13 protein-coding genes are annotated in these 15,791 nt (G+C 48.8%); all 13 read right to left on the bottom strand.

Annotated elements, in window-relative coordinates:
* Positions 1-547 precede the first annotated feature (547 nt).
* Positions 548-1,411 (bottom strand): isocitrate lyase/PEP mutase family protein, encoded by an 864-nt coding sequence (locus B9A22_RS18590; RefSeq protein WP_084577436.1) that lies wholly within the window; start codon positions 1,409-1,411, stop codon positions 548-550.
* A 12-nt stretch (positions 1,412-1,423) separates the two neighbouring features.
* Entirely contained in the window at positions 1,424-2,848 is a 1,425-nt protein-coding gene (locus B9A22_RS18585) for a glutamate mutase L (protein WP_084577435.1), read from the bottom strand.
* Between the two features lie 20 nt (positions 2,849-2,868).
* Positions 2,869-4,002 (bottom strand): 2-methylaconitate cis-trans isomerase PrpF family protein, encoded by a 1,134-nt coding sequence (locus tag B9A22_RS18580; RefSeq protein WP_084577434.1) that lies wholly within the window; start codon positions 4,000-4,002, stop codon positions 2,869-2,871.
* Entirely contained in the window at positions 4,002-5,849 is a 1,848-nt protein-coding gene (locus B9A22_RS18575; protein WP_217805988.1) for a cobalamin-dependent protein, read from the bottom strand. The genes B9A22_RS18580 and B9A22_RS18575 overlap by 1 nt, the downstream gene beginning before the upstream one ends.
* Before the next feature lie 23 nt (positions 5,850-5,872).
* Entirely contained in the window at positions 5,873-6,370 is a 498-nt protein-coding gene (locus B9A22_RS18570) for a LeuD/DmdB family oxidoreductase small subunit (protein ID WP_084577433.1), read from the bottom strand.
* Positions 6,363-7,577, bottom strand: a complete 1,215-nt coding sequence (locus tag B9A22_RS18565) for a 3-isopropylmalate dehydratase large subunit (protein WP_084577432.1) — start codon at positions 7,575-7,577, stop codon at positions 6,363-6,365. Before B9A22_RS18565 ends, B9A22_RS18570 begins: the two co-directional genes overlap by 8 nt.
* 9 nt (positions 7,578-7,586) lie before the next feature.
* On the bottom strand, positions 7,587-9,011 hold the full coding sequence (locus tag B9A22_RS18560) for a hypothetical protein (protein WP_217805987.1): 1,425 nt from the start codon (positions 9,009-9,011) through the stop codon (positions 7,587-7,589).
* Between the two features lie 6 nt (positions 9,012-9,017).
* Positions 9,018-9,908, bottom strand: a complete 891-nt coding sequence (locus tag B9A22_RS18555; protein ID WP_084577431.1) for an NAD(P)-dependent oxidoreductase — start codon at positions 9,906-9,908, stop codon at positions 9,018-9,020.
* 24 nt (positions 9,909-9,932) lie between these two features.
* Positions 9,933-10,520 (bottom strand): amino acid synthesis family protein, encoded by a 588-nt coding sequence (locus B9A22_RS18550; protein WP_217805986.1) that lies wholly within the window; start codon positions 10,518-10,520, stop codon positions 9,933-9,935.
* A 122-nt stretch (positions 10,521-10,642) separates the two neighbouring features.
* Positions 10,643-11,488: an FAD:protein FMN transferase gene (locus B9A22_RS18545; protein ID WP_084577429.1), complete on the bottom strand. Its 846-nt coding sequence runs from the start codon at positions 11,486-11,488 to the stop codon at positions 10,643-10,645.
* Positions 11,485-12,996, bottom strand: a complete 1,512-nt coding sequence (locus B9A22_RS18540) for a DUF362 domain-containing protein (protein ID WP_084577428.1) — start codon at positions 12,994-12,996, stop codon at positions 11,485-11,487. Before B9A22_RS18540 ends, B9A22_RS18545 begins: the two co-directional genes overlap by 4 nt.
* Positions 12,997-13,008: 12 nt before the next feature.
* On the bottom strand, positions 13,009-14,187 hold the full coding sequence (locus tag B9A22_RS18535; RefSeq protein WP_084577427.1) for an amidohydrolase family protein: 1,179 nt from the start codon (positions 14,185-14,187) through the stop codon (positions 13,009-13,011).
* A gap of 75 nt (positions 14,188-14,262) precedes the next feature.
* Positions 14,263-15,582, bottom strand: a complete 1,320-nt coding sequence (locus tag B9A22_RS18530) for an MFS transporter (RefSeq protein WP_084577480.1) — start codon at positions 15,580-15,582, stop codon at positions 14,263-14,265.
* Positions 15,583-15,791: the final 209 nt, after the last annotated feature.

Below are 15,791 nucleotides of genomic sequence, written 5' to 3'. Positions count from 1 at the left end.
CCGCTATTTCCTGGGTCTGCGCTGAAATTTCTTCAGTAGTAGCAGCCAGTAAATTCATATTATCCAGTAGGGTGCCTGCCATTTGTTTCATTGATTCCTGTAGTTCAACTGGCTGAGTAATGGCAATTGCGCCGATTACTTCATTATCTTCATTGTAGACAGGAATTGCAACCGAGGTATAAGGCAGTCCGTACAACGTGTTATCAAACCGCATGGCAACCCGGTGTTTCTCATGGATGGCGCGATATACGCCACTGCCTACTTTGATAGGTTGATCCTGTGGTACCTTAAGGTCAAGTTTTTTACCTGGTTTGTACAGGATAAATTTTTCCCGGTCGGTAAGTGTTACCCCCGCATCATTTTGCAGCGCCTGCTGAATTATTGGTAAAGCAGACTCCAGCTTGTCCAAAATATCCTTATCTTTTGCCGACAAAAATCATCGCCCCTCTCTTTGCTTTTAAAAAAATGTGTTTTACGTGTTCCCGTCATAACATGCGGAAAACGCCGCAAGGCAACAAAGGCACTTTGGCGTTTACGCATGGAAATTTTATTTTACATATGTACTTTCAGTTTCTCTGATTTGGGGTAAGCCGATCAGTTCATTAAACTCTGAAAAAGTAACCATTTGATCGAGCATACCTGCCGTAGTTCCGGTCTTTTTTAGATTTTCCATTAACTGAGTAATGGCGTATGTCATTGTATAGGTCGACGCTGTTGGGTAAATGACAATATTGTACCCGATAGCAGCTAATTCAGGCACTGGCACCAAAGGTGTCCGACCACCTTCAACCATGTTGGCCAGTACCGGCACCGTAAAGGCTGCCTTAATTTTTTTCATTTCTTCAATACTTTCCGGCGATTCAATGAACAAAAGATCTGCGCCTGCTTCTTCATAGGCTTTCGCTCTAGCCATTGCTTCTTCAAGACCATGAACAGTACGGGCATCGGTACGGGCAATAATAACAAGATCTGCATCCCGACGGGCATCAACGGCTGCTTTGATTTTTCCGACCATTTCGGCCTGTGGCACGACCTGTCGTCCAATCATGTGACCACATTTTTTGGGGGCTACCTGATCTTCCAGCTGGATGGCTGCAACACCGGCCTTTTCATATTCACGTACAGTGCGCATTACATTGATGGCATTACCGAATCCAGTATCAGCATCAGCAATAACTGGTATATTGACAGCCTCAACGATGTTTGCCGCGCGGGCCACCATCTCACTCATTGTCAAAAGACCTACGTCTGGTTTGCCTAAATGACTGGCCGCCTGTCCGTAACCTGTCATATATACTGCTGGAAAACCTGTTTTTTCAATAATCTTAGCAGTCAGCGCATCATGCGCTCCAGGGGCCACAATAATATTTTTACTTGCTAACAATTGTCTTAAGACACTAGTTTGTCTCATGTTCATTCCCCTTTAGTTCATCTTAAAATACTTTTTGGCAAACTTCCCACATAGGTCAGCATGTTTAGAACCTAAAGCTCCGAGAGCGTACAATAAATATTGCTCATCAATAATGAATTGCGGTTTTTGTGGCAGTAGTGATATTCCCGGATTTTTAAAAGCTTCAGCTAGGATAAACTGTTTGTCTGCCAGGGTACCATGGGTGAAAACCCCGCCCACCGCGATCACATATTTCACCCGACGCAAATCCCTGCCAATCGGAGTGCCAGGTATTGTACCCATCACCGGATTAAAATCCTGGGCAATATAGCCTGCATGCCGCTTCAACGCTACTTCGATGGCGCTGATAGCCAATGCCAGGTCAAATTGCTTTTCCTGCGGCGTTTGGCTGATATGGTCAGGGTTCTTTTCCAGATACTCGGTATAGGCTACCAATTGTTCTGCAAATTCTTCGCTATTCTGACCAATTTTGGCTAATACGCCTAGTGGACCAACTGTTTCAACAATGCCGGTTGCACTTACGCGCAAACCTAGATTTCCTTCAACAGTACGGTATGATGGCTGCTTTTCATTATTTACGATCAGTCCCTTTTCTTCGATCGTCAGCTTTTCCAGGTCTGGCATAACCGAATGTATGTCGGTAGTCGCTCCCCCGATATCGATGACAAGGATGTCACCGACACCTTCTTCTTGAAAAGTCCCTTTGGCGAGCAGTTCAGCTCCCATAAGTACGGCGCCAGGGGTAGGCATTACCTTCTTATCTGAAACAATATCCATTAGCTTGTTTAGCCCTTTAGCCAGGGTGATCTGTTTGATAAACTGCTCATGAATGGCCTCTCTGGCTGGTTTGACCTTCAATTCATGAATTGTCGGCATTACATTGGGAACACGGATATATGGTATGTTATGTTTCGCAAAAATCTCAGCCACTTGACTTTGAGCGTCTTTATTGCCGGCAATGATAATAACTGCTTTGATTTTGGCTTGAACAATAATGTGAGCATTGTCAATAAGCGATTGCTGGTCACCGCCATCAGTACCGCCGGCTAATAAAACAATGTCTGGTTTAATCTCCCGCAATACTTCCAAACGGTATTCTGGCAAATCTTCATTGCTTACGATTTCTAAAACGCGAGCGCCTGCGCTCATAGCCACTTCTTTGGCAGCTTTGGCGGTTACCCGCGGCATATAACCAAGGGCTACCATCCGCAGGCCACCGGCAGCACTGCTGGTAGCGAAGACTTTAGCATCAGCAGGCACTTCGACCCCGCTTTGCACCAATGATTGTCTGGCATTAATAATGCCTACTTCAATATCAGCAATGGTCGTTGCTGCCTGGGATCGGCCAACAAACTGCAGCTCACCCTGCTCCAGCCGGAAAGCCGTTAGCTTAGTGTAGGTGCTGCCCACATCAAACACCAGTAGATTTGCGAGCATACGATCCCCTCCTGTCCAGACTAAGCGTTCTTCACAAACACATAACCTTCCATAATCCGACGGGCGGTGCGGGAAAACGCGGCGCGAATCAATTCACCCTTGTCCACAGCGGCTTCTATATCAATTACGCCAGCCGGATGGCCAATACGAATGACTTTAACTGTATCAATATGTGGAATGGCTTCATATACGATGGTTCCCGGTATTTTTGCCGCCGCCCCGGTGCATGCCGTACCGGTGCCAGGATAGGTTTTATGTAACACCTGCATAAACATCATTCTAGCTAAGAAATCCACCTGACTACTATCAATCGTTTGGCCTGTTGTAAAATCAACATAATCAGCTGCTGGCGCCACAAAGGCAATCATGGGGAAAGCTGGGCTTTTTTGGGTGGCTGTCTGAACATCTGGAGCCATACCGATCATAACTGTCGCTTTAGCTCGAATTTCTTCCAGAAATGCCAGGAGAGCCGCATCACCATTTACTTCTTGTGGGGTTTCCCGGCCAGTCATGCCGATGTCTTTGGCTCTGATAAAAACGCAAGGATTAGAAACATCCACAATAGAGATGTCCAAGGGGCCGCGGCTTGTGGAAATAGTGTCAATAGGGTTGCCTGTTGGTAGCAGCTTGTCTGTAGCCGAACCGGCCGTCCCAGAAAAGTCCATCATAATTTCTGCCCCAGTACCAGGAACACCGTCAATCTTGCAGTCTCCAGTCACTTTAGCTCGCCCATCTTCGGTAGGCACCTCGGCGACTAAAATCCGCCCTGTGTTCGTATTGTGAATTCTCACCGTCGTAGAGCGGGCTTTGGCTGCAACAAATCCTTCATCAATGGCAAAAGGCCCCACAGCTGAGGAGATATTGCCGCAATTACCGCTATAATCAATATAAGGCGCTGTAATACTGACCTGCCCAAAGGTATAGTCGATATCAGCTTCTGGGTGAGTAGATGGAGCAATAATCGCCAGTTTGCTTGTCAGCGGGTCAGCTCCCCCCAGCCCGTCGATCTGACGCACATCAGGGCTACCGAATATCTCCAAAATCATCTTATCCCGTAATGCCACATCCTGGGGAAGGTGATTGGCTTTCAAAAACATGGCCTTACTTGTGCCGCCCCGCATAATTACACAAGGAATTCGCTGCATCTCACTCATTACAAACCTCTCCTCTCTAACTGATCTTCAGTCCATTTGACACACTGGGCAGGATCGGTTCCTGGACCGAAAAATCCATCAACACCTAAAAAGTCAGTACCTTCATTAGCAATCTTTTCTTCATAAAATGTATGTTCTTCTTCTTTTTCGCTAATCCGGCCCCCAGCAATCAATAGTACTTTGTCACGGAGCCCCAGTTGTTTTAAGCGCCCCTCAACCCGTGGAAACAGCTCCCGTCCCAGTCCCAGCAAATTAGCAATACCAACAATGTCTGCTTTGGCCTCTGCTGCTACCTCAGCTACAGTTTCCGGCAAATTCATGCCCCGCATGTAAATGACTTCATAACCAGCTTTTTCAAATTCCTCACGTATCAGGTTAATGCCCATAACATGCGCATCAGCCCCCACCGTAGCCAATACCATTTTTTGCTTGCGGGTTGGCTTTTTCTCTGCTGGCACCTCTACTGGCTCAGTAGTTATCGCGACGCGCTTTTCATCAACCCCCAGCGGCGTATAGCCTGGGATATAACGTTTGATCCCATCTTTGTCACGGTGAGTTTTTACATGACGTTTCAGATCCCAGCCGCCTGCACGAGGGCAATCCATAACCCCTGCTTTGCCGGCTCGAACAATTTTCTCAATCATCTCGTCTTTCGAATATTGGCGCCAGAATGTTTCATTAATCTCACTCGGTGTTAATGTACGCTCCAGCCCCAAAACACGCTCAAGCACCGCCATCGCTTCACTCAAAATCTCTAACTTACGCTCTTCAATATAGGGATCACGAATATCGATCTTGACAGTATTCTCAAATACATTTTGAGTTGCCCAGATGGCCTTGGCCATGGAAGCACCGGTCGGAATGCCCACCGATTCAGCCGCCTTAGGCCGATAAAAATTGGCTCCCCCTAGTTTTGCACTGATGGCCATCCGCGCAAAGTGCGCCGATTCGGCAATTAAATCACCAGGTGGGTTCTGGAAGGTTTCCGGCACAACAATCAGGCTCTTACTCCACATAGTTTCTTTGAAGGCTCTCATTACCGCGAGGTCGGCCAGCAGATTAAGACCAGCCACATTCATTTGCACTGCGCTGAGCTCAGCTGGCAAACCAGCTAAGACCCCCAGACCCTCGGCTAATAAACACATGGCTAACGCCATCCCATCCGTACCACCGATGTTATTGAGGTGTTTGTGGGACTCAATCTGCACAAACATGTTGTTTTCAGCGCAGATTTCTAGCGCCTTAATACCGTTGACTACCTTGGTTTTGTAGTCATGAATGCCTCGGCCGCCAAAATGCACATGAATCACCGGACCAATATCAGTTCCGTCAAAACCGGCAATTAACGCATTAATGATCGATAGATGCGGCGTATCACCGGTGGCGTTGATCCGCATGGGATGAATAGAACCACCGCCCAGTTCCACCAGTTTTCGCTCACCCTCTGGTGTAATACCGCCTTTACCGCGCGATTGCTCAATCAAATCCCGCCCTTTTAGGGGGTCAATATGGCGGGTAGCCTCAGAATGAACAAAATGAAAAAGGTTAATTCCCAGCTTTTCTGCCATATTATACATTTCCAGCGATTCCTGGTAGGTTTCTTCTGCCGTAGTACGTCCCAAGATTGGATTTTGGATAGGTATGCCTGTTAATGCAGCTTGCTGAGCCAAGGCATAAATCCGATAACCGCTGCGCTCCACACCATTAATTACCCGAGGATAAGGTGCCGGCAGACCCTCAATCGATCCGTCTTTATTTACGGTTGGCATCTGCACCCCGAAAGTCTCCTGGTAGGCGCAGATACTATCATAATCTTCAATAATAATTTGTTTTGTTTTTTCTTGCACTCTATATTCCTCCCACGACCTGATTAGTCGTTGCTTACGCCTAACTCTCGCCGGACTCGGTTAATCAAACCACCCGCATTAATGGTTGCCAATACATTGGCCGATAAGGCTTGGGCGGCAACCTCGCCGCCAGGTATCGTGACCAACCCCTGAACAAGGTCCACATTAATCCAGTCACCAGTCTGAACATCCTGCCTGAGATCAGCCACCAACACCGGCAAGCCAATATTAATGGCATTGCGGCGAAATATCCGGGCAAAGGATGGGGCAATGATCAACCTTACCCCCGCGGCTTGCAGCGCCACCGGCGCCTGTTCCCGGCTTGATCCGCAGCCGAAGTTTTTACCAGCAACAATGATATCACCTTGTTTTACCCTTGCAGCAAAATCGGCAATTTTACTACCCGCCATTGCATACTTAGCCAGCCCTGAAAATTCTTCCGCCATAGCATAGCCAGGCAGTATTTGGTCGGTATCTACATTGTCTTCAAAAACCCACACTTGACCTTTAAGCTTATTCATAGCACGCGCCGCCTTCCAGTGATAATGACCCCGGCTGGGTAATCCTGCCACAAACAGCTGTTACTGCGGCCGTTGCCGGCGATGCTAAGTACACCTGGGCATTGCGGTGACCCATCCGACCAGGGAAATTCCGGTTGGTAGTAGACAAGATTACATCCCGTTCGGTACCAAGACCCTGATGAGCCCCAAAACAAGGCCCACACCCTGGATTGGTAATAACCGCACCAGCGTCACGCAAGATTTTACACCAGCCAGCCTGCTCCATTGCTGCTAACACATTCTTTGAGGCCGGAACGACCAGCATGGTTACTGCCTGGTGTACTTTGTGGTGTTTAAGAACATTAACTACAGCCTCCATGTCAGACAGCCGGCCGTTCGTACAACTACCGACAACAACTTGGGTCACTTCGACATCTGCTAATTCGGCAACAGGACGTACATTGGCCGGCGAATGGGGACAGGCTGCGACGATATCGATGGTCTCTAATGCCAGCGGCACGGTTCGTGCCACCTCTGATGCGGCTGTTTCTTCACCAAAGCATGCAATCATGGCTCCCATTTCTATTCCCATATTGCAGATTGTCATCCGGTCATCCATACTGACAGCCGCGATTCCTGGGCCGGTAAATACAACAGCTTTATCAGTCAGTCCATCCACACCAAACTCTTTCATTAGGGACAAAACAATATCTTTACCGCTAACATAAACCTTAGGCTGTCCGGTCATGTACACTTCAACTACTTCTGGCACCTCGATGTCAATTGTACCTGTTGCCATGGCGGCAGCCAGCTCGGTTGACCCTACGGGAATAGCAATAACACCATAACCTCCGGCAGTACATGTATGGGAATCAGCCCCTACCAGAATTTCGCCTGGCTGCAGCCTGTGACTTTCGGCAAGTACCTGATGAATCACACCTTGCCCCTTGTCATACAGGGTAATACCATACTGCTTGGCAAAATCTTTCATAATCCAGTGCATGGATTTGGCCTGAACGGTAGCAGCCGGAAAAATATGATCAATCACCATCACGACTTTTCGGGGATCAAACACATGATCAATTCCGATCTGCTCAAATTGCTGAATAGCCATCGGCCCAGTGACATCATGTGCTGCTACCAAATCAACCTGGCAGCGGATATCCTGTCCTACTACCACAGCCTCCAGACCTGCTGCCTTGGCTAGATATTTTTCTATGAAGTTCATGGCGTCCCCCTATTCTACAGTCTCGATGCCCAGCTTTTTAGCCACTCGATAGGCTTCTTCTTTATCTGATGCACTCTTTAGTACCAGACGACCACCACCACGGTTAAGCGCTTCCACCATCCCCGTATTTTCGGCTGCGATTACCGTAATCCGCTGCATTTGAGGAATATCGACCTGCAGTATCTCGACCTCGATGCCCTCACTAGCCACCTTATTCATTACTTCACGGTACAACTGGCTATTGTCAGTACCTGCCCCATAAACAGCGGCCATTAAGATTCCAGGAACATTAATCCCGCGACGGGCAAACAATTCGGGATACAACTCTATTTTTACTTTAGTAATTTTCCCCCTTGAGAGATAATGAGCAATCCGTGCGGTGTTAGTCGGCGATCCGACCGCTTGACTGCTGCCACCAACAACCGCCTCGCCAAAGGGCTTGACAATAGGATTAGCCTTGCTTGCCATATCCCGCGCCTCACCTAAAGCTTGCTTGATTGTTTCATCAATACGGGCCTTTTCCTCAGCTTGGACATCTTCACCAATATAGGTTTCCACTGCCATATTGGTTTTGAAGAACGGTTCCATATACTGAATGACAACAGGCACCACCTGTTTTGCCGATATGGGGTGAACGGCTGCAGCCATTGCAATCATGACGTCAACTGGAACAGTCACAGGAATCGATGTAAACATGGCCAGTTGAGCTGCTAGCTTGCCGATCATAACGCCGCCACCGATATGAGTAGCACACAACCCTGCTACCATGACGCGAGGCGTACACGGATTAGCGATTGTTGGCGAGATCGCCAGTACTATAGCCTTAGCCATATCAGCCGGTTTACCGCCCGCCAACTCGACAAAGGCTGCAGCCGAAGCAGCCGCTCCAGCGCCGAAGCCTTCCATATTACAGCCGGTTGAGGTCTTGCCTACCCGGAATATCGTGCCAATCTTTAGCATCACAGCAGCAACCCGAGCTACCGTTTCCTTATCATCCAATTCTTCCAGCATTGCCCGTACAAAACCAGCATAAGTACACGAATCACCAGTTCCGGCACAAGGCTGCAGGCCAACTGAGTGATTGCCCACCTGTGCCCCTAACGTATAGGCAAGTATTTTGTTGAGAAATTTGTCAGCCACAAGCTGTGGTGCGCCTTCTTGCGCCAATTCCCGACCTGCGGTTCCCATCAAAAAACTCGATCCTGTTGTCGTCCCAATTTCCATAGCATATAGATTATGTGAAAAACTGGCAAGCACGGCTGAATATACCTCAGATTGGGTCATATTGCTTGTTATCATGGCTTCAGCCACAACAACATCACTGACTCGCACCTGAGCCTGATTGGCTATTGCAATACAGTCACCAATCGTCAGATTACCAGCTGTTAAGCCATTCTCCGCAATGATTTGATTTATTTTTTCCATCATCGACACCGACCTTTACTCCCGTACTTGAACCCCGACCAATTCTTCCCAGACCTTAATCACCGCCGAAATATCCTCTCGTCCTAAACCTTTGGCTTTGGCCATGGCAAATATTTGCTGGGCCGTAGCACCAACAGGCAAGGGTACATCCAGGCTTTTCGCTGTTTCCATGGCTAATTCCATATCCTTATATTCCAGATCAATGGCGAAGCCGGCAGCAAAGTTGTTTTTCAGAATAAAGTTTGCTGTTTTAGCCTCTAACGCATAACTGCGACCCGAACTTTCCTTGATAATTTCCAGCATGACTTTGGGATCAAGACCTGACTTTGTCCCCAACACCAACGCCTCGGCCACGGCCGCCATATTGATGCCAAGCAACAGGTTATTCACCACTTTCATCGAGTCGCCTGCGCCACTCGCGCCAACATGGTAGATTTTCTTGCCCAGTAGCTGCAATATCGGCAGGACAGTCTGTACTGCCGCGTCTTCACCGCCCACCATAATGGTCAAGGTTCCGGCTGCAGCCCCGGCAACTCCGCCGCTTACCGGTGCATCAATATAATCTATTCCTTTGGCCTGCGCCAGAGCGGCCATCTTTTTCGTACTGGTAGCAGCTACACTGCTCATATCAATGATGGTCTGCCCAGCCTTACCAGCGGCAAGCAGGCCCTGCTCACCGGTTAGAGTACTCTCCACAATAGCGGCATTAGGCAACATCATAATGATCACTGCCGCAGCCTCAGCTAATTCCTTGGGAGACTGGCATGGAGTTGCACCTTGCGCCACCAACTCAGCCACTGCTGCTGCATTGACATCATACACATACAGTTGAACCTGAGCAGACTTTAATAAATTTTGCGCCATCGGTTTACCCATGGCTCCAATCCCAATAAAACCAACGTTCATTCCTTCACTCCACCCTTATGCCAGCTATCGCAGGCCGTCTTCACCTTTTATTTCATGTACTTGCAATCCGCCAATGCGCGGATGCGGGCGCCCCCCAGAGGTTACCACAACAGCAACCAAGATTTCATCTGCCGCAGGGGCATCATGCAGTCTTACTTCCATGGCATCATAATGAGTTCTGACAAAAGCGGCATCTTTATAGTGGACAGGTACATCTAGCGGAGTTCCTGGTCCCCCTAGCTTCTTCGCGGAAGGAATGATGGCTTTGCCACCGCCGACCGCTTCCCGCATCGGTTTGCCCAACTTAGGATGAAGAATGGCTGCACCATGCTCCAACTCACCATTCATACCAATAATTGCGCCCTTACCATAGCTCTCAGCTTGCTCGGGAGCAATTCCCATCGCCGCCACCGCCTTTTGCGCCAGTAAGCCGCCTAGATATTCGCCAATATCGCTCAGCCGACTTAAATCTTCTACATACTCGCCGGCGAAGGGGTTTTTTATAACCGCCGCTGCCGCACATTTCTTGAAAGGTTTGTCAACCGCTTTCTTCCCATCTATACAAACCTCTTCAACCACAGTAACGATCTTGCGTATTGTCAAATCCATCATAAATACCTCCCATTGACTATTTATCCGATGACTAACCCGCTCTAAGACTCCCTCTTTCCTGTGCCCTTTAGGGTATACAAGTGGGAGTTAAGAGCGGCTAAGTCTACTTTATAAAGAGAGACTTAGCTTGCCTCCATTATTTCAACAATAAAGCCCTCCGGAATCATGACCAACTGTTGCTGGACAAAAATAGCTGCCCCCTTAATGACACCTTGTTTATATAATTCAGCAGCTTGTGTCCAACCGTTCAGGAGTGCCGCTTCTACCACCGCCGGTGGCAACAAGCCCACTTCCTGCACTACCTGATGCCCGCGAATATCCGTATTAGGATCAAGCTCATCAGCCCTGGCCAGTTTAATTGCTGGATGCTTAACATAGGTGGCATTACCCAGGCTGGTGGCGCACGCATCAGCCACGGCAGCCGTGCTAGCCGCTACTACAGCAGCGGTAGCGATTCCTTTGGTAAAGCTGCGACCGCCTAGGCCACTGGTGGCAATACCGCCAATGCCTTGGCACCTGCCAAGCGACAATACATGGGTAGGCTTTAGGCCAATAGCCGGTGCTATTCCTACCGTAGTTGTCTGGGTGCCTGACAGCCGGATGGCAATATCACCACCGTTATTGATAACAGCTTTTGTAGCACCCTGCGCCATTAACCAGTCGGCTGTCAGATCGGCAATCGTGCCGGCTACCGCCGCCATTGGCGTCAGTGTTTCATCACCAGAACGCCTTACAGCCGTAAGCATGCGCTGTAACACTTCCGGCAAACGGTCGCTGGCTATTATGTCCTGCTGCGGGCTAGCTGCCTGTTTTTGATGATCTGCCAGTTCGGCCAATACTTTCATAGCATAGCAAGCTGCCTCTTGCGCAGTCTCTGTCAGGGGGCCGCTGTCCCCCTGCGCCGCAATCGTCATTTGCATCGGACCATAATCCAGTTTGATCTTCCCAGGAGCAGTAACTACAATCATTGTTTAAACATCCTTTTTTTTACTGTAGCCACAGGTTTAACAGCGGCAGTATGTCCGCCAATTTTTTCAAAAGTTGCCCTTGTCATGGTATATTCAACCGGCGCCACGGTGGCCGGAGTAGCAACCCAAGTAAACGCCTTGGGTACCACTTTCTCTACATCAACCATAAAATTAATACCGCCACCAGGAAGAATATAAGTCGGTGCCCCGCCGATCGTCAGTTTAACCTCACCTTCATGCACTGCCCGTGAGAGCTTGATCGGGTAAGTTGTCACCCCAGCGCGAGCACTACCACCTGTTCCCCCTACATACACTGCCGATACACGAGCCTCCTCGCAATTGGCGGCAATTAGGTCGACAGCGGCCTGAATTTCAGCAGTCATTGGTACTTCTATTAGCGAACCATCAGACTGTACCTCTACGAGTCCTGCTTGCTGCCCAGTCGTCTCGGTAACCAATATCCGCAGCCCTGGTGCAGCCAGCTTCATATCCACCGTTTTTACAGCTTGCAACGGTCCGGCGATGTTGGTGCCGCCCCAGCCATGACCTTGATCACCGAAATAACGCCCGCGCGTACTTTTACGCCCGTTGGGAATAACGCCGCTGTAGGTCATCCCGACTTCTTCCCCAGCTCGGTGCTCAGACAGCAAACCAATGACATGGTGGTCCAGAACAATGGCTTCATCAACAACCGCACTTAACTGAGCAGCAAACATACCAACCGTTGCACTACCACAGCCAACCCGCATCTTCTTTTCCGTCACCCCGTCAATGATTGGCGGCTGGCCAACAGCAACGTCAAGCTTACTGCCTTTTTCTACTTGTAATACCATCCGCTCGCCATTTGCTAAACCAACAATAGTTCGAGCTGCTGTAAACCCATGCTTACCGCTTAAGATATTGGCACCGCCGATTGATAACATCTTAGCACCGTACTCCTCGGTATCCACCATGCCGATCACGGCACCGTCCCTGAAAACGCGCGCGCCTTCTTCCCCAATATGGGCATTGGCGTCAATCTTGACTTTAATGCCACTATAGCTGAGTGGTGCCTCGGTAACCACGGTTACTACCTCAATATCTCGAACGATATCGCTAACGATATGCGGCGCCGGCTTACAGCAGGGGTATTCGGTACCCGCGCCTACAGCCGTAATTAGAGGACGGTCCGGTATTTCCGGATACGACTTGCCAGCGCGATCACTAGCCGATACTAACACGCGATTGCGTACAAGTGTGCCATTTACATTTGTATACCGACGGCAAGCCCCTTCAAAGCCAGGCTGAATTGCACACTGCACCGGACAAGCCTTGCATACGGCAGCACCTTCAGGCACAGCATCATCCCGCCCAACAGCGCCGCAGGGACAGATACGCATGCAGATGCCACAACTGGTACAGTTAGAACTGAGCCGCGCTATTTTATCAGTTAGGGTAACAGCGCCTGTGGGGCAATTTTTTATACAAAGCCCGCAGCCTTTACACAGACTTTCCTCAATTACAATCACGTGTCTTCCCCCTTAGACCTGTTCCACCATTACCTTGCCTGCCGCAGGCGGTGTATTCCGGCTTTTATTCACCTTAATTTCCCCATCAATTAAGACCAGCGCCACACCAGGTATGTCTCCGGCCTGAATGGCTTCCAGGGCATTTTTCCCGATTGAACCCAGCGGGGTATCGATAATAGCCAAATCGGCCTCTTTACCGGGAGCAATAATCCCGGTGTTAAGCCCGTATACCTGTGCCGTATTACCGGTAGCCATGGCAATTGCTGCTTCTGCCGGGATAGCGGACATACTGGCGATTTGAACAATTGTCCGTAAGATACCAAGCGGAATAACACCAGTGCCAGAGGGTGCATCATTGCCGCAAATTACCCGGTCCAGTTGACCCAATTGGGCCAATTTACGCACAGTATAGTCAGCTATCCTGGGATTACCACATTGGACAATCTCCAGAGTCAAATCACTGTCTGTGATCAGCTTGTCAACCTCAGCCGGGGAGATGGCAGTTGGCCCGCCATTAATATGCGAAACCACATCGGGCTTGACCGCCAGGACATCTGCCGCCGTAACGGTTGAACTGCCAGGGATGGAGGTGCCGCCGGTATGCATCATGACTTTCATGCCATGTGCTTTTGCCCACTGCACCATTGGCGCAGCCTCTGCCGGCTTTTTGATTGAACCCAGCCCAACTTCCCCAACAAGCCATACACCATTAGTTGCTAATTCGGCAAAATCAGCCTCAGTCAAACCTTGTTCCAGAATTACTGCACCGGCATGTACCTTTACACCGCCAGGTCGTTGTTTCTGAAAAGAGCGTTGCGCCAGCACAGCTAAAGCCTTTACACCTACCGGGTCAGTCGGACGGCCCGGGGTATGGCACTCACCGGCCGAGATCATGGTGGTTACGCCGCCATGCAAAGAACTATCTATAAAATCAGCCATTTTCTGCCTGGGGGTATAGTCGCCTATGACTGGGTGAACATGTGAATCAATCAACCCTGGCACTACCGTCATACCACCGGCATCAATGAGTTTATATGCATCAGAATGTAGTTTAAGAGGTTCAAGAAGTTTTCTATCGCCTACAGCTTCAATTTTTCCATCATGGATAATAATCGTGTCAGCCGGTAAAATCGGCTTGTTAATGTTCCCAGAGACCATAATTCCGATATTTGTTATTGCTGTATACGCCATGTCAGCCACCTCCTGAGATTTGTAAAGAACAGGCAGAGAAACTTCCATTTCTCTGCCGATTCTTTTTATTACAGTCTAGTTCAATGCTTTCTGTTTGGTTTCATCCCCGAGAATAATCATGTCTAGTGCCGCAATAACCAGCACTGCCGTGAACATCATAAATACTAATGGGATTTTATCAGGACCAGTAATCATCGCAGCGACAACCATTGGCGCGGCGATACCGCCAATCCGACCAAAACCTGCTGCCCAACCCACACCGGTGGACCGAGCCTCTGTGGGATATAGTTCAGGCGTATAGGTGTATAAAATACCCCAGGCACCTAGATTGAAGAAGGACATCAAGCAGCCCCACAAATAAATATCGCTAACCGAAACAGCGCTGCCAAACATGTACGCAGTGAAGGCGCAGCCTAGCAAGAAGCTGGCCATAGTCGCCTTACGTCCAATCTTGTCAACCAACGCAGCCGCAGCAAAATATCCTGGAATCTGCGCTACAGTCATCCATAATACAAACTCAAAAGATTTAACCATATCATGTCCGGCTTTCACCAGTAAGGTAGGCAGCCAGAGAAAGATACCATAATAGGAGAATACAATGCAAAACCATAATATCCATAAGCATGCTGTCCGCTTGATATATTGAGGACTAAACAATTGCAGCACACTAAATGCTGGTGCAGATGCTGCTGTTTGCATTTCCGCCAGTGACGGTTTCTGACCTTGTGTTACACCAAGCTGTTTTTCAATATCTGACACTAACGCATGTGCTTCATCTACCTGTCCTTTTTTCATAAGGAACATAGCCGATTCCGGCACAGCCCGCCACAGGTAAAAGACATACAGTGCAGGTATTGCCCCTATATAGAAGGCAACTTCCCACCCGTACTTAGGAATAATCAAATAGGAAATGATTGATGCCGCCAACCAGCCGAAAGCCCAAGCGCTTTCAAGCAGTACAATCATCCGGCCCCGATAATTCGTAGGTGAATACTCGCTCATTAAAGTAATAGCAACAGGCAGTTGTCCACCCAAGCCAAAACCAACTAAAAAACGAAAAAAGAGCAGTGACTCATAATTCCAAGACAAGCCGCAAGCGCCTGTTCCCAGACTGTAGATAATCAAAGTTGCGGCAAAAACCTTTTTTCTGCCAATATAGTCAGCGATTGTACCGCCAAGCATTGCACCAAGCGCCATACCAATTAAGCCTACACTACCAACAAAACCAACTTGCGCCGAAGACAATTTCCACGTAGCAATCAGCTTAGGTAAAACAAATGAAATAATCCCAGTATCCATGGCATCAAAGGCCCAACCTAAACACATAATCAGCAATAACCGCCAATGGAACTTTCCGAGGGGTAAGTTTCCTAAACGCTCAGTAATCGTAGACATGTAAACAACTCCTCTATTTTTTGGTGTAAAAATCCCTGCCAGCAATACCTTTTTCTGCATCCCTCCATCTAGCTGCACCGTTGCTGCTTTTCCTTAGTCGTCATTGCTTAATCCTTATTCAAGGCTATCGCAATGAATCTATCTATACACCGGTCACAGCATAGACGTCATTGGCTACAGCTGCGGTGTCCGGAATCCAAACCCTCCCC

Origin of the sequence: Sporomusa malonica (assembly GCF_900176355.1) — a bacterium.
Lineage (GTDB): Bacteria > Bacillota > Negativicutes > Sporomusales > Sporomusaceae > Sporomusa > Sporomusa malonica.
Note: the sequence above shows the minus strand (reverse complement) of the source record. Positions and strands in the feature narration are given on the sequence as shown.